General features: G+C 71.8%; 14 protein-coding genes. 8 read left to right on the top strand and 6 right to left on the bottom strand.

Translation table 11 applies throughout. The features are described 5' to 3' along the window. Positions 1-33 precede the first annotated feature (33 nt). From JGU66_11685 to JGU66_11670, 4 genes are all read left to right on the top strand, one after another. Complete coding sequence (locus JGU66_11685) at positions 34-1,593, top strand: hypothetical protein (GenBank protein MBJ6761428.1); 1,560 nt, start codon at positions 34-36, stop codon at positions 1,591-1,593. Between the two features lie 227 nt (positions 1,594-1,820). Further along, a complete protein-coding gene (locus JGU66_11680; GenBank protein MBJ6761427.1) occupies positions 1,821-2,819 on the top strand; it encodes a haloacid dehalogenase-like hydrolase in 999 nt (332 codons plus the stop codon). Next, the gene (locus tag JGU66_11675) at positions 2,816-3,727 is read left to right on the top strand and encodes a symporter (GenBank protein ID MBJ6761426.1); all 912 of its coding nucleotides are present in this window, start codon (positions 2,816-2,818) and stop codon (positions 3,725-3,727) included. Before JGU66_11680 ends, JGU66_11675 begins: the two co-directional genes overlap by 4 nt. 146 nt (positions 3,728-3,873) lie before the next feature. Continuing rightward, the gene (locus tag JGU66_11670; protein MBJ6761425.1) at positions 3,874-5,127 is read left to right on the top strand and encodes a threonine/serine exporter family protein; all 1,254 of its coding nucleotides are present in this window, start codon (positions 3,874-3,876) and stop codon (positions 5,125-5,127) included. Between the two features lie 3 nt (positions 5,128-5,130). Here JGU66_11670 and JGU66_11665 read toward each other — a convergent pair whose 3' ends face one another. Next, positions 5,131-6,135, bottom strand: coding sequence for a formylglycine-generating enzyme family protein (locus tag JGU66_11665; GenBank protein MBJ6761424.1), 1,005 nt, complete (start codon positions 6,133-6,135; stop codon positions 5,131-5,133). Positions 6,136-6,270: 135 nt separating this feature from the next. Next, positions 6,271-8,088 (bottom strand): hypothetical protein, encoded by a 1,818-nt coding sequence (locus JGU66_11660; GenBank protein MBJ6761423.1) that lies wholly within the window; start codon positions 8,086-8,088, stop codon positions 6,271-6,273. 177 nt (positions 8,089-8,265) lie between these two features. Here JGU66_11660 and JGU66_11655 point away from each other — a divergent pair, with 177 nt between their 5' ends. Next, positions 8,266-10,965, top strand: coding sequence for a PQQ-dependent sugar dehydrogenase (locus tag JGU66_11655; protein ID MBJ6761422.1), 2,700 nt, complete (start codon positions 8,266-8,268; stop codon positions 10,963-10,965). Between the two features lie 32 nt (positions 10,966-10,997). Further along, positions 10,998-12,038, top strand: coding sequence for a hypothetical protein (locus JGU66_11650; protein MBJ6761421.1), 1,041 nt, complete (start codon positions 10,998-11,000; stop codon positions 12,036-12,038). Positions 12,039-12,104: 66 nt separating this feature from the next. Here the strand turns inward: JGU66_11650 and JGU66_11645 are convergent, their stop codons facing one another. Together JGU66_11645 and JGU66_11640 are read right to left on the bottom strand one after the other, a co-directional pair. Next, complete coding sequence (locus tag JGU66_11645; GenBank protein ID MBJ6761420.1) at positions 12,105-12,761, bottom strand: hypothetical protein; 657 nt, start codon at positions 12,759-12,761, stop codon at positions 12,105-12,107. 109 nt (positions 12,762-12,870) lie between these two features. Next, on the bottom strand, positions 12,871-13,455 hold the full coding sequence (locus JGU66_11640; GenBank protein MBJ6761419.1) for a hypothetical protein: 585 nt from the start codon (positions 13,453-13,455) through the stop codon (positions 12,871-12,873). Between the two features lie 234 nt (positions 13,456-13,689). Here JGU66_11640 and JGU66_11635 point away from each other — a divergent pair, with 234 nt between their 5' ends. Then, positions 13,690-14,934, top strand: a complete 1,245-nt coding sequence (locus JGU66_11635; protein ID MBJ6761418.1) for an exonuclease SbcCD subunit D C-terminal domain-containing protein — start codon at positions 13,690-13,692, stop codon at positions 14,932-14,934. Then, positions 14,931-18,782 (top strand): AAA family ATPase, encoded by a 3,852-nt coding sequence (locus JGU66_11630; protein ID MBJ6761417.1) that lies wholly within the window; start codon positions 14,931-14,933, stop codon positions 18,780-18,782. Before JGU66_11635 ends, JGU66_11630 begins: the two co-directional genes overlap by 4 nt. A gap of 10 nt (positions 18,783-18,792) precedes the next feature. On the opposite strand, the gene JGU66_11625 is transcribed toward JGU66_11630, so the two are convergent. Together JGU66_11625 and JGU66_11620 are read right to left on the bottom strand one after the other, a co-directional pair. Further along, positions 18,793-19,728 carry a serine/threonine protein kinase gene (locus JGU66_11625; protein MBJ6761416.1) on the bottom strand — a complete coding sequence of 312 codons (936 nt, stop codon included), beginning with the start codon at positions 19,726-19,728 and terminating at the stop codon, positions 18,793-18,795. Then, positions 19,725-20,474, bottom strand: coding sequence for a TIGR02266 family protein (locus JGU66_11620; protein ID MBJ6761415.1), 750 nt, complete (start codon positions 20,472-20,474; stop codon positions 19,725-19,727). Before JGU66_11620 ends, JGU66_11625 begins: the two co-directional genes overlap by 4 nt. Positions 20,475-20,478: the final 4 nt, after the last annotated feature.

The following is a 20,478-nucleotide window of genomic DNA, read 5'->3' as shown; positions in this document are numbered from 1 at the left end:
AATGCCCGGTGACTTGTGTTACCCAGTTGCATCATGAATTTGGCACGGTGGGTTCTCGGACTCTGTCTGGCATTGGGGCTCACGGGTTGTCTGCACGGCCCGGCGCACCCGGAGTTTCCGCAGTACGAACATGTCTTCGCGAAGCCCGTGGAAGTCGCGCTCGACGAGACGCGCCGGCTGTTGGTGGAGCGGGGCTTCAAGATTGACGACGAGCGGGGCGCGGTGGACCCCAGCCAGTTCTTCACCACCTGGCGCGGCCCGATGAACTGGAACACGGGCGACGGCACGTTCACCCGCTACCTGGTGACGGGGCTGGCGGTGTCCTCGCGCGAGTCGGTGGTTCGCATCTTCCGCATGAGCGTCAATGTGGTGGGCAATGACGCGGAGATTCGCGGGCAGGTGGACAAGGACGCGCTCCGCGACCAGGCGGAGGATGGGACGTCACTGCGGCCCGCGTCGAACACGCTCAACATCGCCGTGGCGAACCTCTTCCGGCTCCGGACCAGCGATGGCAACTACGACATGACCGAGCACTTCACCGGACTGGATGGGGCCCAGTACGGGCTGCGGGACATGGAGCTGGAGCGCGCGCTCGCGCTGCGCCTGGAGTCCACGCCCTCGATTGAGACGCTCAGCGGCAACGTGAACGAGCAGGTGCCCGTGCCCGTGCGGACGCCGGAGTTCTATCTCACGCGCTGGAGGGACCAGGTGCCGGACGCGCCTTCGGGGTTCTCGCCCGAAATGGAGTCGCGCGTGTATGGCCTGGAGGCGGTCATCCACGCGGGGCGGATGCTGCTCATTGGCGAGCAGCTCGGCTCGGCGCAGGTGCCCGCGGCGGTGGGCGTCCTGGTCCGGCAGTCCGCCGAGCGCAGCATCCCGGTGGCGCTGGGGCTGTCGATTCCGTCGACGGAGCAGCAGCGCATCGACGCGTACCTGGGCAGCCCCGGCGCGCCGTTGGACCAGGACGCGCTGTTGGATGGGCGCTTCTGGCGTCGGCCGTATCAGGATGGCCGAAGCAGCCGAGCCATCTTCGACCTCATCGACCAGGTGCGGGCCATGCGCGCGCAGGGGTTGAAGGTCTCGGTGGTGGCGTATGACACGGACCTGCTGAACGGGGGCGAGCGAGACGCGGCGCTGGCGGAGGTCTGGTTGAAGCGCCACGCGGCGCGGCCGGACGAGATGCAGGTGGTGCTCGCGGGCAACACGCACGTGCGCACGGTGACGGGCGTTCCTTGGGACCAGGACTTCACGCCCATGGCGCAGTACCTCCGTCAGGTGAAGTCGCTGCTCGTCTTGGAAGTGGGCTTCGCGGCGGGACGGCGCTGGGGCTGTGACCTGGACCGGAACAGCAAGCTGCAGTGTGGCGTCGTGGGAGCCACGCCCACGCCGCGCACCCAGTCGGGGCCGCTGTCTCAGCCCTACCTGAAGCTGTATGAGAAGCCCACGTCGGAGGGCTTCCAGGGACAGCTCACCGTGGGCCGGCTCACGGCCTCGCAGCCCGCCATTGATCCGGTGCCCCGCGTCCGCAAGCGCGAGGTCCCCACCGGTCCCATCGGGCCCACGCGCCCGCCGCCGTACCCGCCTGGGTATTAGCGACCGCGGTCCCTAGCCCGCCTCTCTTAGTGTCCGTGAGGAGGCGGGCGGGCTGCCGCGTGCTCGTCCGGGTCAGGCTTGCTCCCGAGCGGACGGCGGCGCGGCGCGGGCGTCCAACGGGGCAGGCCACTGTTCGCGAGCGTTGACGCGCCCCTCTTCGCGACCAGATTGAGGGACAGCCGCTCGGGGCGCGCTGCATCCAGGCCAGGCGGGCGGCGGAGGCAGCGATGGTCGGGCTCCGGCAGGGATGGATTCGTCACGCGAAGGTGCTCGCGGTCATGCTGGTGGCAGGGGGGCCTCTCGCGGTGCTCGCGCGGGCGGACCCGTTGCCCTCGTGGAACGACGGGCCGGCGAAGCAATCCATCCTCGACTTCGTGGCGCGCGTGACGAAGGAGGGCGGCCCGGACTTCGTGCCGGTGGCGGACCGCATCGCGGTCTTCGACAACGACGGAACGCTCTGGCAGGAGAAGCCCCTCGTGCAGGGCGCCTTCCTCGTGGCGCGGGTGCGTGAGGCGGTGGAGAAGGACCCCGCGCTGCGCAACCAGCAGCCCTACAAGGCGGTGCTCGAAGGCGACGTCGCCACGCTCATGGAGGCCAGTGAAGCGGAGTTGATGGAGCTGCTCGCGGCCACCCACTCGAACCTCACGCAGGCGCAGTTCATGGACGAGGTGCGAGGCTTCTTGCGCACCGCGCGCCATCCCAAGCTGGGCGTGCCGTACACGCAGCTGGGCTACCAGCCCATGCGGGAGCTGCTGACGTTCCTGCGCGCCCATGGGTTCCAGACGTGGATCAGCACGGGGGGCGGCATCGACTTCGTCCGCGCGTTCGCCGAGCAGATGTATGGGATTCCACCGCAGCAGGTCATCGGCAGCAGCGTGGTGGAGAAGTACGAGCGGCGCGATGGCCACGAGGTGCTGTGGCGCGAGCCGCGCGTGGACCACGTGAACGACAAGGAAGGCAAGCCGGTGGGCAATGACCTGCACATTGGCAAGCAGCCCGTCTTCGTGGCGGGCAACGTCCGCAACGGCGGAGACATCGCGATGTTGCGCTCGACGCAGCAGGGCTCGGGGCCCGTGTTCCAGCTCCTCATCAACCACGATGATGCCCAGCGCGAGTTCGCCTACGCGGAGAAGGACGGGGCCTCGCTGCGGGCCGCGCGAGCGGGTGGGTGGACGGTGGTGAGCATGCGCTCGGATTGGAAGACCGTCTTCGGGGGGGCGCCGTGATGGAGCTGGCTCACTGGGTGGGACTGCTCCTGATGCCGGGCTTCATCGTGGCCATGGGGCTGGGACAGGGGCTGGCGTGGCGGCTGAGTGAGCTGGGGCAGGGGATACGACAGCCCGTCTACGTGAGAGGGATGCTCGTCTGCCTGGTGCTGGTGCCGCTGTGGGCCCTGCTCGTCACGCGGGTGTTGCCGCTGCATCCGTTGGCCGGAGGCGTCATCGCGCTGATGGCGTTCTGTCCGGGGCTCCCCATGGCACTGCCATCCATCGCGCGACAGAAGGGCAACCTGCCCTTGGGGCTGGCGTTGTCCATCACGCTGTCGCTGGCGGCCATCGTGCTGCTGCCCCTCTCGTTGTCGCTGCTCGGTCAGCTGTTCCCCGGTTCCATCGAGGCGCCGCCGTTCCGCGTGCTCTTCGCGAAGGCGCTGCTGCCCTTCCTGGTGGGGTTCGGTGTGGGGTTGGCGCTCCAGCACTGGGAGCCCGAGTTCGCGCAGTGGCTGCGCAAGCCCGTGGCGGTGTTCTTCAAAATCACGCTGTTCGCCGCCGCCGTGCTGCTCATCCTCGCCGGCATCCCGATGCTCAAGCGTCTGCAGGTCTGGGGTGTGGTCGCCATGCTGTTCGTGACCCTGGGCTCGGCGTTCCTGGGGCACTTCCTGGGCGGGCCTCGGGATCCGGACCGGGTGACAGTCGCCATCTCGGCGGTGTTCGGCAACCCGGCGCTCGCCCTGTGCGCGGCGGGCACCACGTACCCCATGCAGCGGCTGCTGGGGGTCATCGGCATCTACCTCATCATCCGTTCGCTCGCGCTGGTGCCTTACAAAGTCTGGAACAAGCGTCGCCTCCAGTCCGGCGCGGGAGACCAGCGGCGCACGCCTCCGGGCTCACACGGTCCTCGGCCCGTGGGCATCTGAGCCCGAGGACGCCCGCGCGCGGACGTCGCACCGCACTGGAGGGCGACTGTCTCCTCGCCGCGTTCGTCGCCAAGGTCTCGTTTCAGACCGCAAGGTGTCGCGGTCCACCGCGCGACGAAGCGTGGTCATGCACGAGAGAGTCGACCATGGCGGACACGCGGGAGTCCTTGGGCCCGTCCGATGACGAGGCGACCGTCTCCTTCCTGTGCGACCTGGTGCGGGCCCTCCACGTGTCCTACCAGGCGGCGTCCTTGGTGGAGGGGCGGGTGAAGCAGGTCGCGCGCGCGTGGGGGCTCCAGGTCGAGCTGTTCTCGCTCCAGAGCGTCGCGATCCTCGAGGTGATGTCGGGGCTGGGACGACGCGTGGTGGAGTTGGATCGCCTGCCCTTCAATCCGCACTGGAACCTGACGCGCGCCTCCGCGGTGCTCGGGCTGTGCGACGACATCGCCGCGGGGCGCAAGCGCGTCCCCGAGGCACGCACGGACCTGGACCGCATCATGGCCTCGCCGCCCGTCCACCCCGCGTGGCTCGTCTACCTGGCTTACGGTGTCTATGGCGCGGCCGTCGCCGTGCGCGTGGGGGGCTCGTGGCTGGAGCTGGCCGTGGCCTTCGTGGTGGGCGTGCTCGCGGGCGCCATCCACTTCGGCACATTGCGCTCGCAGCAACTGGACCTCCAGAAGAGCTTCCTCGGCGCGTTCCTGGGCACGCTGGTGGCTTTGGGCCTGGCGTGCGTGCTGCCGCCCTTCGATGCGGCCCGGGCCCTGTTCGGCGGCATCACGCTGCTGGTGCCCGCGATGGTGGTGACGCTCGGCTCGCTGGAGTTGGTGACGGAGTCGGTCGAGGCCGGCACGCCGCGCCTGCTCTATGGCTTGCTGCGCTTCGTGATGATGGGCGTGGGCATCGCGGCCGCGGGCACGGCGTGGAGCCTGGTCGCGCCCTTGCCGCTGTACTCCTCCGCGCATGCCCTGCCGCATCCACTCTCGCTCGCCATCGTGGCGGTGGGGGGGCTGGCGCTGGCGGTGTGCATGTCCGCGCGCGCTCGGGACGTGGTGCCCATCGTCGCGGCCGTGCTGCTGGCCTACGGGACGCAGGAGCTGACCAAGGCCGTGCTGGGGGACCGAGGCAGCCCGCTCGTGTCCGCGTTCGTGCTCGGCGTGGCGGGGCTCTGGTTTGGCCGGCGGTCCGGCTTCATGCCCAACACCGTCATCATGCCGGGGTTGCTGCAGATTGCCCCCGGCTTCATGGGGACGCAGGCCATCCTGGCGTTGCTGGGCGTGGGGGCCAACTCGGACGCACGCCTCTTCAATGTGTTGCTGGTGGCGCTGCAGATCGTCATGGGGCTCGTCTTCGCGGCGCTGCTCGCGCGGCCCCCGGTTCGCGCCGTGGAGCCGGACCCGTAGGGCTCAGTCGCGCGTCGGGCGCACGATGCAGCGAAACCCGATGTGACTCGCGCCGCTGTCCACGGGCTGCGGCGAGCGCGCGGCCGGGCGATAGCGGCGGCAGTAGTTGGGCGCGCACAAGAAGCTGCCACCCTTGAGCACGCGGCGCGGGATGCGCACGGCGGGCAGATGCGCATCGAAGCTGCCATCTGGCGTGGACGGGCCGCGCGGGTTGACGGGGATGCAGCATGCCTTGCCTCGGTGGCCCTCGGCGTGGCGCGCGCGATACCAGTCCGAGGTCCATTCCCAGACATTGCCGGCCATCTCGTGCAGGCCGTGGCCATTGGCGGGAAAGCTGCCCACGGGACAGGTGCCCTCATGGCCGTCGTCAGCGAGGTCCTGCCAGGGGAACTCGCCCTGCCAGGTGTTGGCCAGGTGTTGGCCGCCCGGGGTGAACTCGTTGCCCCAGCAGAACTCCTGACGGTCCAGACCGCCGCGCGCTGCCAGCTCCCACTCGGCCTCGGTGGGCAGTGACTTGCCGGCCCAGTGCGCATAGGCCTCCACGTCCTCGTAGGCCACGTGCACCACGGGATGTCGCTCGCGCGTGTTCACCGAGGAGCCGTGGCCCTCGGGCTGTTTCCAGCTCGCGCCTGGCACGTAGGCCCACCAGCGCGACAAGTCCCGCAGGTCCACGCGGCCGCTCGTCTTGCGGAACACGAGCGAGCCCGGCACGAGCAGCTCGGCCACCGCGCCGGGATAGTCCGCGGGGTTCAAGGGGCGCTCGGCCACCGTGACGTAGCCCGTGGCCTCCACGAAGCGCGCGAAGTCCGCGTTCGTCACCGTGAAGCGGTCCATCCAGAAGCCCGAGGTCGTCACGCGGTGCGCGGGCGCCTCCTCGGGATAGTGCTGGTCCGAGCCCATCCAGAACGTCCGTCCGGGAATCCACACCATGTCCGCGAAGGGGGCTTCGTGTGGCGCGGGCTCATCCTCCGCGGGGGCCACGCGGGGCTCGGGGGCATGCAGGCTCATCGGTCCTCACTCGTCGCGGATGCGTCCCGCCGTGGGGAATCTGGTGGGCCGGCAGGCCGAGACCACCCGCCCTCGCGTCGGGGTGTCCGGAGCGCAGTGGATGCGAGGCTCCGTCCCGAGGGCGAGCCGCGACGTTCAAGGACGCGCGTCGAGCGGCTCGCAGCGGCGCCGGGCATCGCCGAGGTGCACGTGCGTCCCTTCCGGCGTCACCTCCACGCAGCCGGTGATGCCCTTCACGGTGGCCAGCACGCGAGCCTGGGTGTCATCCCGGCGCACGTCCAGGCTCGCCTCCAGCTTCAGGCCCGAGCCGGCGGCGTGGAGCTCGCGGACCTGCATGCCCGAGTCGCCCATGCGCACGCGCCCCGACACGCGCAGGTCGCGCGCGTCCAGCAAGGGCGCCAGGAAGTGCGGCAGGCCGAACTTGCGCGTCAGCAGCGCGACGAACGGATCCGCGTTGGCGAACTGGCCGGTGAAGCGAGCGTCCAGCGCGGGGGGAGACAGCGCCAGCAGGGCGTGAGGAAAGGAGAACGTGCCCTCCCAGCCGCGCACCTGCTTGTGCGGAAAGTCCGCGGAGACTTGCGTCAACTGGAGCGTGGTGCCGTCCAAGCCGACTTCTTGCTCACGCAGCGCCAGCCGGTGTGAGGAGATGCTCGCGCGCGCGCGCCCCAACATGCGCACGCTGCCCGACTGGGCGTTGATCAAATCCGAGCCCAGCGACAGGTGCATGTCCCCGGTGTCTTGCGCCGAGTCGAGCTGCGCGTGGGCCTCCAGGACGGCCGTTCCCGAGTCCACCCGGAACGTGTGGCCGGTCCAGGGGTTGAGCGTGCGCAGGTCCATGGGGCGGCTGGGGGCGACGGTCAGGTCGCGCTCATAGGTGGGGTGGCGCTCGCCCGGGCCCGGCTCGGCCTGGAAGGTGATGGCCACCTCGGGCAGCTCCAGCAACTGCCCCACGCGCCCTCCGACGTTCACGGGCGCGAACTCGAGCCGCAGCCACTCTCGCGTGCCCTCTCCCTGGGTCGTCACGGTGCCGCGCATGCGCCACGGCGCGCGCACGCGCAAGGGACCGAGCCGCAGCGTCAGCGGCTCGCCTCGCGCCTCCAGGCGGCTGTCTGGCGCGAGGCGGCCCTTTGTCCAACGCACGTCCGCCTCCACGTGGCCCGCGCCCTCATCGACGACGAGCTTCTCGTGATGGGCCAGCATGGGGCCCAGCCAGTCGAGTGGCAGCAGCTCCGCCTTCAGCCGTGCGTGTCCGCTCAACCCGCCCAGCGCGTCGCCCGCGCCGGGGCCCTTCTTGGGGACATCGAGCGTGAGGTCCGCGAGCAGCGAGTCGATGTTCGCGGCCCGGCGCTGGGCCAGCTCCACGGCGCCGTGAGACAGCGCGATGCGCGAGGCGCTCACGGACACGCGCTCCCCGCCGACGAGGGTCACCGCGCCATCCGCCTCCCACGGGCCGAGGTAGCGGCCGTTGCCCCAAGCCACCTCGCGCCCGTCGCGAATCTCCAGGCCGCGCAGTGACACGCTCCAGGGATGCGCGGACGGAGGGCCCGGCGCGGCGCGCTCCTCCGGGGGAATGGGCCGGACATGCACGCGCACGCCCCAGCCGCGCAGAAAGCCGATGTCCACGCGGCGATGCAGGAACGCGGTGAGCGACAGGCGCGCCTCGCTCCGCTCCACGTCCACACGCCAGTGCGCGTCGTGGTCGTGCTGCTCCAGGAAGAAGTCCTGGACGTGCACCGGCGCGGGCCAGAGCCACCACGCGCGGCTCCAGCCCAGTTGGGTCCGAGCGGTGGCTCGGTGGACGACTCGGGGGATGACGCCGAGGTTGAGGGCGAGGTTGAGCACGCCCTCGAACACGAGCAGCGCCACGAGTCCCCATCCCAGCGCGCGGACCGCGCGTCGCCGTCGTCGAGGCGGGGTGGCGGGCTGCGCGGGCATGTCGCCACGGGTGGACATCCTGTCGGCCCAGATAGGCATGGCGCGCGAAGACGGCATCCGGGGTGGGGACGCCGCGCCGACGGATTCGGGTGACGATGTGGCTATGCCGTTCCGCCTGTATCGCGAGGTGTCACGAGTCGACAGGTGTGGGGTCGGGCCTCGCGCGGCGAAGGACAGTCGCCCTAGCGTGGGGGCATGCGCACGCTCTTCCTGTCAGGGCTCTGGGTCTGGTGGCTGACAACCTCCGCGTGGGCGGCCACGGTGCCCACCGGCTTCACGGACACGGTGTACAGCTCGCCGGACTTGGGGCCCGCCACGGGGATGGCGTGGGCGCCGGATGGCTCGGGCCGCCTGTTCATCACGTTGAAGGGCGGAACGGTGCGCGTGGTGAGGCTGGAGGAGGGCGCCTTCGTCGCGCAGCCGGGCAAGCCCAGCGCGCCGGCGTCGGAGTTGTTCGCCACGGAGACCCCCATCTTCACGAACAGCGAGTGTGGTCTCATCGGCATGGCGTTTGATCCGAACTACGTCGTGAACCGATACGTGTACTTCTTCGTGACGGTCACCTCGTCGGAGCAGCGCATCGTCCGCTACACGGACACCGGCACCATCGGCACGGCGCGCACCGAGGTGGTGGTGGGGCTGCCCACGCGAGGCGTCAACCATGACGGCGGCGGCCTGGGCTTCGGGCCGGACGGCAAGCTGTACTGGTCCATTGGAGACAACGGCAACGGCACGGGCGTGGACGCGGACCTGACGTCGCTGGCGGCGAAGGTGGGGCGCGCCAACCTGGATGGAACGCCCGTCAACGACAACCCCTACTTCGACGGGGTCGGGCCCAACAACGAGTACATCTGGGCGCGCGGCCTGCGCAATCCGTTCACGTTCACGTTCCAGCCCAGCACCGGCTTGCTGTGGGTCGACACCGTGGGCGACGGCTACGAGCAGATCTTCGTGGTCCGCCGGGGAGACCACGCGGGCTACAACGACTACGAGAACAATCAGCCCGCGGGCTACATCACGCCCGTCGTGAAGTACCGCACCAACGGCGTGGACACGCGGACCTTCACGGCCACCGGGGCCTCGCGAGCCTCGGGCGTGGCCACGTTCACCACCACCGCGAAGCACCTGTTCCGCAAGGGCGAGAAGCTCGTCATCGACGGGGTGACGGACCCGAGCTTCAACGGGACGTTCTACGTGTCCCGCCTGGTGAGCGACACCGCGTTCGAGGTCCTCCAGCCCGGCGCGAACGCGACGAGCGGCGGGGGCTCGGCGACGACGGAGAGCCTGGGTGGCTCCATCACCGGAGGCACCTTCTACGACGCCACGCTCTTCCCGGCGGACTACCGCGGCAACTTCCTCTTCGGCGACTACAACTCCGGACAGCTCACGCGCGTGCAACTGGCGGGCGACAACTCGGTGTCTCAGGTGGATGGATGGGGCACCGGCTTCAGCAGCTCCGTGGACCTGAGCGTGGGGCCGGATGGCGCGCTGTATGGCATGAGCTACGTGGGCGGGACACTGCATCGCATCGCGCCCAAGTTGATGGGGCAGAAGCTGGTGGTGTCCGGGCTGAACCTTCGCGTGGTGGAGGGCGGCATGGCGTCCTTCACCGTGCAACTGGCGCAGGCGCCCACCGCGGACGTCTCCGTGTCGGTGGCGCGCACGGCGGGGGACTCGGACTTGAGCGTGGTGGGCGCGACGTCCTTCACCTTCACCGCGGCCAATTGGAACGTGCCCCAGGAAGTGCGGCTGGCGGCGGCGGTGGACGCGGACACGAACGCGGACGCGGCTTCGTTCACGGTGTCGGCCGCGGGCCTGTCGCCCGAGGTGGTGACGGCCACCAGCATCGACAACAACGGTCCCCGGCTGGTGCTCTCCACCACCGCGCTCGATGTGCCGGAGGGCGGCTCGGCCACCTTCACCGTCGCGCTGTCGCAGGCGCCCGCGGCGGGGACGACCATCCGCGTGAACGTCGCGCGGACCGCTGGGGACGTGGACCTCGCCGTCGCGAACTCCACGCCGTTGGCGTTCACTCCATCCAATTGGAGCGTGCCTCAGACCGTCACCGTGACGGCCGCGCAGGACGCGGACCCTGATGACGGCGTCGCCACATTCACCGTGGCGGCCCCGGGCGTGGATGCGCGCGCGCTCGTCGCCACGGAGCGGGACGACGAGCCCCTGGCGCCGGTCATCACCTCCACGCCGCCCGCTCGCGCGGTGGTGGGCACTCCGCTGGTCTATGACGTGGACGCGCGCGCGCGGCCCGCGCCTCAGTACTCGCTGCTGTCCTCGGTGCCGGGGATGACGCTCGATGCGACCACGGGCGTTCTTTCGTGGACGCCCACGACGGCGGGGACGGTGGACGTGTCCGTGAAGGTGGCCAACGGCGTGGCGCCAGATGCGCGGCAGGACTTCACGCTGACCGTCGCGATGGACGCGGCCCCGCGCGCGGTGCTCACCCGCCCCACCGAGGGCGAGCGCGTGTCCGGCACCATGGGCGAGTTCTTTGGAGACTGCGTGGACGACGTGGGCTGCCCCAGCGGGCGCTTCTACGTGGACGGGCGGCTGGAATACACGGACCGCAACGCGGGCAATCACTTCCACTTCGGCGGTGAGCACAACCGCTGGGACACCACGGGCCTGTCGCCGGGAGGGCACCGCGTGCGCTTCGAGGTCGAGGACACGTCGGGCCAGACGGGCGCGGCCGAGGTGACGGTGTGCATGGGAGATGGTGACTGCTCCCTGGCCACGGACGCGGGGACGGACCCCGGGCCTCCGCCGCCGGACGACAGCGGCTGCGATTGCGGTGCGACCGCCGTGGGGCCGCTCGCATGGCTGGCCCTGTCGTCGCTGCTCGCGCGCCGGCGGCGGACGGATGACCCCGGCCCGAGGTAGACTCGCGGACTCGCTTGAAGGAGTGGGGCAACATGGTCGTGTCCGGGCTCGGTCTCGCCGTCCCCGCGCGAGCGGGGGGCTTCGCTCCTGTCCGCGTCCTCGCCGCATGCGTCGCGCTCCTGCTCGCGGGCGCGTCGCGCGCGCAGAGTTCCGAGGACCGCGCCTACCTGGGCTACACCGTGTCGCGAGGCACGTCGATTGGCTCGAGCGGCTGGCGAATCGATGAGCGTCCCCAGCTCGAGCTGCGCTTGCCGCTGCCCGCGGCCTTCCTGGGGAAGCTCATCCTCCTGCCGTCGCTGGGCTACGAGGGGCACCTGCTGGGCGTGAGCCAGGAGGTGGACAGCGGGGACACGCACTCGCGGAGCGTCCACCGCATCCAGCTGGGGCTCACGCTGATTCGCCCGCTGTCGCCGCGCTGGATGGTGATGGGCGGCGTCACGGGCAGCACGCGCACGGATTTCCATAGCGCGTTCGACCCGGCCCTGGACACGTCATGGGCCGGCTATGCCATGGCGAGCTACCTGATTGGCGGCGACCCGGGGATGCGGCTGAGCTTCGGTCTGGTGGCGCTGTGGCCCTTTGACCAGACGCCCATCTTCCCCATGGTGGGCTTCACCTACCGCAAGGGGCCGTACCTCGTGGAGCTGGGCGTGCCGCGCCTCACGCTGATGCGGACGCTGGGCGAGGGACTGGAGCTGGGACTCACCGGCGCCTTCGAGCAGTCGGTGTCCCATGTGCAGCTGGAGCAGGCCGCGGGGATGGGCGCGGTCTACGTGCGCGAGACGTCCCTGCGCTTCGCGCCCACGGCCAACGTCCGGCTGGGGGGCAACGTCTGGTTGGGCACGTCGGTGGGCCTGGACTTCCTGAACGACTTCGCGCTGCTGGACCGTGACCGCAAGCGGCTGGACCTGGGCACGCTCCATACGGGGCCCGCGCCGTACGTGCGGCTGCTGTTGAGCTGGCGGCCTCCTCGGCGCATGCCCGCGACGGCGGGGACTCCAGCCCCGGGGCTTCGTCCGGAGCCCACCTTGGAGACTCCGCGCACCGACGAGTCGAGCGACACGCTGCGCTGAGCGCCGCGGGCCGTGTCGGGCGGCAGCGCAACGCGGCGGCCCGGGTTGGGCGTCCGCGCCGCGGGCTCAGGCGTGCTCGCGCACTTCCTCGCGCACGGGCTCCAGCTCGTGGACGGCCTGGGCGGCGTGGGTGGCGGCCTCGACCACGGCCTGGACCCACTCATGCGGGCCACGGACCAGGGACTCCAAGGCCTGCAGGTTGGAGGGCACGCCGCGCTGCTCCACCTGGAGCCAGCCGCCCTTGACGCTGGCGCGGCGGAATCCGCGCAGGCCGAGCAGCCGCTCGCGCACGCGCGTGTCGGCGAGGATGGGGCGGGCCTCGGGGGCCAGGCTCTCCACGACGAAGGTGGCGTCGAGTTCCGTGTCGCCGAGCACTTCGTCGCGGCTGGAGGGGACGCCGGGGGCCTTGTCCTCGGGATGCTCGTGCTCCAGGAGCAGCTCCGGAGGGAGGGCGCCCTCCAGGTCCAGCCGGAGCACGGTGACGGTGTCCTTGCGCTTGCGCGCGTGGATGCGCCGCGCGGTGGCGAGCAGGAGCTGCCGGCCCTGGTAGCGGCCCTGCACCTCCAGGCGGGTGGGGGCGCAGCTCAGGCCGTGGGCCTTCGCGAAGGACTCCCACGCCGAACGGCGCATGCGCTGGCGCTGCCACAGCGTCAGGAACACGAGCGCCGTCAGCAACAGGGCGGAGGCGAGGAGGACGAACGGAAGAGGGACCGCCGGGGACATGGCGGCGCATTCTGCACTGGAGGCGGGTCGGGGGACCACCCTCGCGCTCGGGGGCGGGCCCGACTTTCTTTTCCGGGCCCACCGTGGCGACCGTCCAGGCGGGCGTGCCTCAGCCCCGTCGCAGCATGCGCTGCTCCCACGCCGCTTCCTCCAGGGCGCGGGCCAGCTCGAAGGCGGGGGAGATTTCCTCGCGCATCACCTCGGGCTTGCTGTGCACGAACCACCACTCCACGCGCAGCACGCCTTGGTGGACGACGAGGGCATGGCACGTCTTCAGCACGGCCGTGAGCGGCGTCTTCACGTCCGGGAGGTCGAGGACGTCCCGGGCCTGGGGCTCCACCCGGGGCAGCAGCGGCTCGAGCGGGTAGGGCGGACCGATGACGCGGGGCTGCGCGTCGAGGTTCCAGGCCATGAGCGGGGGAAGCAGCGCCAGCTCCTGGGGCGCATCGTTGCCCAGGTGAAGCTCCAGCACCGTGATGAGGTTCCGCCGAGCATCCGTGATGCGCTGCTCGGTGAAGAGCTTCACCGCGTGGCCCCGGCGCTGACCCTCCACGAGCAGCTCGTCCCGCGCGCACGTGAGGTCGTGTGCCTTCGCGAACCTGAACCACGCTTTGTAGCGGCTCACCTGGAGCGCCATCGTGAAGGCTACGAGCAGTACCAGGACGAGCAGGCCCAGCACGTCTTTAAAGTCCATGCTGGAACTCTGGCAAGTCAGGCCATCCGCTTGCCAGCCTCCTCGCCACGTGAGGCAAGGGAGCGGGACCCGCTACGCCGGGTGTGAGTCCAAGGAGCGGAAACTCCAAGGCTTTTGGCGGATGTCAGAGGGGGAGAGTAAGGGAGCGGGCGCCCGGCGCTTGGTGCGGGAGGCGTCCCCGGGCGAGGCTGTCCGGCCGCGCCAGTGCCTGGGCCGAGGGAGGATGAACGCGGGATGCGCCTGCTGCACACGTCGGACTGGCACCTGGGACACACGCTGTACGACGTCTCTCGGGAGGCGGAGCACGCCGCGTTCCTCGACTGGCTCCTGGACACGCTGGAGGCGGAGTCCGTGGATGCGCTCCTGGTGGCCGGGGACATCTTCGACACGGCCAATCCTGGCGCGGAGGCGCAGGCCGCCTGGTACCAGTTCGTGGCGCGGGCGCGGCGTCGCCGGCCTCGGCTGGACGTGGTGGTGGTGGGCGGGAACCACGACTCGGCGGCGCGGCTGGATGCGCCGGATCCGCTGTTCGCCGCGTTGGGGGTGCGCGTGGTGGGAGGGCTGCCTCGCGCGAAGGGCGCGCTGGACCTGGAGCGATTGCTGGTGCCGCTGCACGACGCGCGTGGGCGCGTGGGCGCGTGGGTGGCGGCGGTGCCGTACCTGCGACCGTCGGACCTGCCGCCCGTGTCCGCCGACGAGGGCGACCGGTTGGTGGCCGGTGTGCGCGCCATCTACGCGGAGGTGCTGGAGGCCGCGAGGCACCGACGCCAGCCTGGCCAGGCGCTGGTGGCCATGGGCCATTGCTACATGACGGGCTCGGAGCTGTCGGTGCTGAGCGAGCGGAAGATATTGGGCGGCAACCAGCACGCGTTGCCGGTGGACCTCTTCCCGGAGGACGTGGCCTACGCGGCGCTGGGCCACCTGCATAAAGCGCAGCGGGTTGGCGCGCGCGAGGGGGTCCGCTACAGCGGCTCGCCGCTGCCCTTGTCGCTCTCGGAGGCCCACTATCGGCATCAGGTGCTGTGCGTGGAGCTGGAGGGCGAGGCACTCGGGGAGGTGCGGTCGCTTCCGGTGCCGCGCACCACGTCCATGGTGCGCGTGCCCGCTCGGGACGCCGCGCCGCTGGAGGAGGTGCTGAAGGCGCTGGCCGACCTGCCCGAGTGGGTGCCGGGGACGGCGGAGTGGACGCGGCCGTACCTGGAGGTGTGCGTGGCCCTGCCTCGGCCGGAGCCCGCGCTGCGGCACAAGGTGGAGCACGCGTTGGAGGGCCGTGCGGCGCGGCTGGTGAAGTTGACGCCCGCGTACACGGGCGCGGGCGGCGCGCTGGCGGATGCCCAGCCGACGTTGTCCCTGCGTGAGCGCACCCCCGAGGATGTGTTCCGGGCGCGCCATGCGCGTGACTACGCGGAGCCGCCCTCACGCGGGCTCCTGGAGTCCTTCCACACGCTGCTGACGCAGGTGCAGGAGGACGCGTCATGAAGATCCTGGCGATTCGCGGGCGCAACCTGACGAGCTTCGCCGGGGAGTTCGAGCTGGCGCTGGATGCGCCGCCGCTCGACCGACTGGGCCTGTTCGCCATCACGGGCGCGACCGGTGCGGGCAAGAGCACGCTGCTGGATGCCATGTGTCTGGCGCTGTTCGACCGCACGCCCCGGTTGGCTGGGCGTGGCGGCGCGCCGGTGGGGCGGGCGGACGAGGAGGACGACGCGCGGCTGCTCGCGTACGACGTGCGCGGTGTGCTGCGGCGCGGGGCGGGCGAGGGCTTCGCGGAGGTGGACTTCCTGGGGCGCGACGGCAAGCGCTACCGGGCGCGCTGGAGCGTGTGGCGCGCGCGCAACAAGGCCGAGGGTCGCTTCCGGCCGCAGGAGATGAGCCTCACGGAGCTTGCCGGCGGACAGCAGCACGGCCGCACCAAGGGCGAGGTGCTGACGGCCATTCAAGAGCGGCTGGGGCTGTCGTTCGATCAGTTCCGTCGCTCGGCGCTGCTGGCCCAGGGAGAGTTCGCGGCGTTCCTTCGCGCGGACGCCACCGAGCGTGCGGAGCTGCTGGAGCGGATGACGGGCACGGAGGTGTACAGCCGTGTCTCGGTGGCCGCGCACGAGAAGAACCGCCAGGAGCAGGAGTTGTTGGCGAAGCGCGCGCAGGGGCTGGCTGCCATCGCGCTGCTGTCGGATGCGGAGCGCGAGGCGGCGCGCGCGAGGTTGGGTGAAGAGGAGGTCGCGCGAGCCGGTGCGGAGGTGCGGCTGCGCGAAGCCGAGGGGGCAGCGACCTGGTACGGGGCTCGCGCGGAGCTGGTGCACGCGGAGGAGACGGCGCGGACCCGCGAGGCGGGCGCGGCGACGGCGTTGGACGCGGCGGCGCCTCGGGTGGAGGCACTGGAGCGCGTGCGCGCGGCGGAGGCATTCCGCGCGGCGGTGACGGCGGGCGACGCGGCGGAGCGCCGGCTCGATGAAGCACGGAGCGGCGAGGCCGCACGCTTGCGCGAGGTGGACGTCGCCCGGGAGGAGTCCGGTGCGCGGCGGCGGGTGCTGACCCAGGCGGAGGCGGAGCGCGCGGAGGCGGTGGCGGCGGACGAGGCGGCGCGGCCGGAGCTGGAGGAGGCGACGCGGCTGGACGCGCGGCTCGCGCAGGCCGCGCGCGATGCGGACGAGGCCGCTCAGCGGGCCGCGGCGACGCGAGAGGCCGAGGCTGCGGCGCGCAGCGAGCTGGAGGCCGTGCAAGGTCGCGTGGCGACGGAGCGCACGGCGATGGAGGCGGCGCGGACGTGGCTGACCGACCGCGCGGCCTGGGAGGTGCTGGCGGCGGAGTGGCCGCGGTGGCAGCGCGAGCTGGACCGCTACGAGGCGGAGGCGACGAACGAAGCTCGGGCACGCGGGGAAGTGGAGCGCTTGCTGCCCGAGGCGACCCGACGGCGCGAGGCCGTGGCGCAGCGCGAACTGGAGCACCAGGCCGCGGTGCGCGCGGAGGAGATGGCGCAGGCCGCGGCCACTCATGCCGACGCGGCCATGGGTGAGGACACGGGCGCGGCACGGCGAGCCCTGCGCGAGGCGCTGCTGGCCCGGCGCGAGGCCCTGCGAGCACTGGAGGCCGCGCACCGTGGGGCCCGAGAGGAGGGCGATGCCGCGCGCGACGCGGAGCGGGAGACCCACGACGCAAGCGAAGCCGTGGCGCGAGCGGACGCCGAGGCACGCGAGGCGTCGACCCAGCGAGGGGCGCAGGACGCGGCCCTGAGAGAGGCGCGGCGAGCGCTCTCGCGAGCACAGGCCACGCAGGGATTCGCCTCGCACCGAGCGGCCCTGCGCGACGGCGAGCCGTGCGAGCTGTGTGGCGCGACAGAGCATCCCTATGCCCGCGAGGGAGCGGTGCTGGAGGGGTTGGTCGCGGAGTCGGCGGCGCGCGTGGAAACGCTCGAGGCCGAACGCGCGGGGCTGGAGCGTGCGGAGGCGGACGCGAGCGCGCGTCGAGCGGCGGCGACCACTCGCTTGTCGCACGCGGAGGAGCGGCGTCGTATCGCGATGACCCGAAAGTCCGCGCACCTCGAAGCCTGGGCGCGAACTCGAGCGGACTACCTCGACATCCGTGCGGGCACTGCGCCGACAGTCGGTCTGCGCCATGCGAAGGACGCGGCGCTGGCGTCCAGCGACGCCCGAGGTCCGGGTGCGGCCCAGGTGCCGGAGGACGGCGCTTCTCCCGAGGCGGGAGCGTGGCTGGTCTCCACGAGCGAGGACGTGCGGGCGCGGCTCGCCGCGGCGAAGGCGGAAGAGGAAGCGGCTGAGAGCCGGGCTCGGGCCGCGCGCGAGTCTCGCGAGGCGCTGGAGGCTCAGCGCACCCGGCGCGAAGCCGCGGCGGAGGCCCTTCGCAAAGCAGAGGAGCTGCGGACACGCGCCGAGCAGTCATTGCAGGAGGCGCTCCAACTCGTCGATGCCGCGGTGGAGGCACGGCGCGCGGGGGTCCAGGAGCTGACGCCCTTGTTCCCCACGGACGCGGGCTGGGCGGACAAGCTGGCCGCCGACCCCGCTACCTTCCGGCGCAAGTGCGGCGACCGGGTGAACCTGTGGCGCTCGCGCGTGGAGGCCCAGGAGCAGGCTCGGGAGCGGCTGGACGCGGAGCAGCGGCAGTACGCCAAGGCTGAGGCTTGGGTGGAGGCTCGGCGAGGCGAGGCCGAGGCTCAGGCCCGCGTGTCAGCGGCGAAGGCCGCGGAGCGCGCGGCGGTGGCCCAATCACGCGCGGCGCTGCTCCACGGGCGCTCGACAGAGTCCGTGCGCGCGGCGCTGCGAACCCGGCTGGACTCGGCCCAACAGGCGCACGACCGGGCCCGCGATGCCGCCGAGTCCGCGCGGCACGCGGAGACGGTGGCCCAGGCTCGCGCGGAGGACGCGGTGCGAGCCACGGCCGATGCCGCGAAGGCCCTCGATGCCGCCCGAGCCGAGTTGGAGGCGCGGCTGGCGAGCCAGGGGACCACGCTGGAGGCCGTCCGTGCCCTGCTGTCGCGAGACGCGGCGTGGTGCGAGGCCGAGGGTCGGGCGCTCCAGGCGCTGCGCGAGGCCCTGGGGCAGGCGCGCGCGGTGCTGGAGGAGCGAGGGGCGCGGCGGATGGCGCACGAGGCCTCGGGCGCTCCCGCGTTGGCGGAGGCGGACGTGGCGGCCACCTGTGAGCGCCTGCGCGCGGATGCCGAGGCGAGACGGCGCGCCGAGGCCGACCTGCGCGCGCGACTCACGCAGGACGACGCGGCCCGCGAGCGCCACGGTGCGGAGGCGCGGGAGCTGGAGCAGCGCCGGAGCGAGGCCGAGGTCTGGAAGGCGCTGAGCGACCTCATCGGCTCGCACGATGGCCGCAAGTTCAAGATCTTCGCGCAGAGCCTGACGCTGGATGCACTCCTGCTGCACGCCAACGCACACCTGACGGAGCTGGCGCGGCGCTACCGGCTGATGCGCGTGCCGGGGCACGACTTGGACCTCCAGGTGGTGGACCAGGACATGGGCGACGAGGTGCGCAGCGTCGCCAGCCTCTCCGGTGGAGAGAGCTTCCTCGTGTCGCTGGCGCTCGCGCTGGGGCTGGCCTCGCTCTCGTCGGAGACGACGCAGGTGGAGACGCTCTTCATCGACGAGGGCTTCGGTACGTTGGATCCAGAGACGCTGGAGGTGGCGCTCGCCACGCTCGACGCGCTCCAGGCCACGGGGCGGCAGGTGGGCATCATCTCGCACGTGAGCGGACTGGCCGAGCGCCTCGGCGTGCAGGTGCGCGTGGTGAAGCAGGGCGGAGGCCGCAGCCGGCTGGTGGTGGAGGGCGAGCCGGGGATGGTGCCCTCGGCCATCCAGGTGGCTTGAGGGCCGCACCTCAGTCGCGCGCGGCCTCCGGGCCCATGAGGCCACGCACCACGGCGGCCACGGCCAGGGGCGTGGCCACCCGGTCATCGCTGAGCGCCGCCAGGGCCCGCGCGAACTGCTCCGCCGAGGCGAAGCGCTGCGCCGGGCTGGGCGCGAGCGCTCGGTCCAGCACCAGCGCCAGCGCGTCGGAGACCTCGGGCACGCGCATGCGCACGGGCGTCACGCGGCCACCCCGAATGGAGGCGTCCACTTCGTCGGCGGGGCCGGAGGGGAAGGGGGACTCCAGGGACAACAGCTCGTAGAGCAGCACCGCCGTCGCCCAGAGGTCCACCGCGACGGAGACCTCGCCCGCCAGCAGCTCCGGGGAGCGATAGGCCTGCTTCCCCAGGCGCCGCGAGTCCATCGCCGCCGTCGCCACGCGCGAGCGCGCCACGCCGAAGTCGGCGAGCTTCACCTCTCCCTCACGGGACAGCAGCACGTTGTGCGGGGACACGTCGCAGTGCACCACCGCGAGCGGACGCCCGGTGGAGCTGGTGGCCGCGTGCGCATGCGCGAGCGCCTCCAGCACCTGCCGGACGATGAGCACGCTGATGTCGATGGGCAGCTCGATGCGGCGCCTCCTGCACTGCGCCAGCACCTTGCCCAGGTCGGTGCCCTCCACCAGCTCCAGCGCCAGGTAGCCCCCATCCGGCAGCTCGCCGTACGCCACGAAGCCGACGATGTGCGGATGGCGCAGGCAGCGGGCCAGCTCGGCCTCGTGCAGCAGCTGCTCGCGCGCCTCCGCGTCCCTGAGCCGCTCGGGACGCACGCGCTTGAGCGCCACGTGCAGACCCTGGTGCGGCCCCTCGCGAAACCGCGCGCGGAACACCTCGGCGTTGCCGCCCTGGCCCAGCCGCTCCAGCAGCTCGAAGGGGCCGCAGACGCGCGGCCAGGACTCCGAGTTCACGTCCGGTTTCCTCGGGCCAGGCTCGCCAGGTAGTCGTCGAGCGTCCGCGAGAAGCTCGAGTCGTCACTCAGGAACGTCAGCCCCACGCCTCCCGAGTACGGCTCGTCCAGCACGTGCGCCACCACCGCCTCGCCCTGCAATCGCTGGCCGTCCGGCAGGCGCACGTCCACGGTGACGATGCTGTCCGGAGGAGGGCGGTGGGCCGTGCGCACGAACAGGCCGCCGTTGGAGATGTTCAGCGCGTGCTCCCGCACGAAATCCAGCTCCGTGCGGAACTCCAGCTCCAGCTTCACCGCGAACCGCCGGCCCCGTCGCTGCGGAGGACTGGAGGGCGGCGACGCGGGTTCGGGCGCTGGAGGGCGCGCGCGGGGTTTGCGATCCTTCAGGGATTCCAGGTGTTGGAGGAGCGCCTTCGCCGCACCCGTGCGCTCATCCCCCAGGTATGACGTGCCTCCACTCAGGGTTCGTGCTCGCAGGGCATCGCGCTCGGTCTTGGGCAGGCGCCACAGCTCGATGAAGGTGCCGCCGCTGCGCTGGATGTCCTCGGCGAGCCGCTCCACGGCGGCGCGCGGATAGCCTGGCACTTCCACCTTCAGCTCCAGCGCGGCGGAGTCCTCGTGCAGCGCGAGCACCAGGTGCAGGGCCTGTGTGGCTGGCAGCGTCTGTCCGAGTCTCTCTAGGACGGCGGCTGCTTCCCCCGGTGAGGCTCCTCCACTCCAGATCGCCGCGAGACCGAAGACAGGCACGACC

The sequence above is a fragment of the Myxococcaceae bacterium JPH2 genome, assembly GCA_016458225.1.
Classification (GTDB): Bacteria; Myxococcota; Myxococcia; order Myxococcales; family Myxococcaceae; genus Citreicoccus.
Note: the sequence above shows the minus strand (reverse complement) of the source record. Positions and strands in the feature narration are given on the sequence as shown.

Coding starts and splice junctions, on each gene's coding strand:
- JGU66_11660 (MBJ6761423.1), bottom strand. CDS start 8,088: ATGTCCACCCGTGGCGACATGCCCGCGCAGCCCGCCACCCCGCCTCGA.
- JGU66_11630 (MBJ6761417.1), top strand. CDS start 14,931: ATGAAGATCCTGGCGATTCGCGGGCGCAACCTGACGAGCTTCGCCGGG.
- JGU66_11680 (MBJ6761427.1), top strand. CDS start 1,821: ATGGTCGGGCTCCGGCAGGGATGGATTCGTCACGCGAAGGTGCTCGCG.
- JGU66_11670 (MBJ6761425.1), top strand. CDS start 3,874: ATGGCGGACACGCGGGAGTCCTTGGGCCCGTCCGATGACGAGGCGACC.
- JGU66_11640 (MBJ6761419.1), bottom strand. CDS start 13,455: ATGGACTTTAAAGACGTGCTGGGCCTGCTCGTCCTGGTACTGCTCGTA.
- JGU66_11685 (MBJ6761428.1), top strand. CDS start 34: ATGAATTTGGCACGGTGGGTTCTCGGACTCTGTCTGGCATTGGGGCTC.
- JGU66_11645 (MBJ6761420.1), bottom strand. CDS start 12,761: ATGTCCCCGGCGGTCCCTCTTCCGTTCGTCCTCCTCGCCTCCGCCCTG.
- JGU66_11650 (MBJ6761421.1), top strand. CDS start 10,998: ATGGTCGTGTCCGGGCTCGGTCTCGCCGTCCCCGCGCGAGCGGGGGGC.
- JGU66_11655 (MBJ6761422.1), top strand. CDS start 8,266: ATGCGCACGCTCTTCCTGTCAGGGCTCTGGGTCTGGTGGCTGACAACC.
- JGU66_11665 (MBJ6761424.1), bottom strand. CDS start 6,135: ATGAGCCTGCATGCCCCCGAGCCCCGCGTGGCCCCCGCGGAGGATGAG.
- JGU66_11635 (MBJ6761418.1), top strand. CDS start 13,690: ATGCGCCTGCTGCACACGTCGGACTGGCACCTGGGACACACGCTGTAC.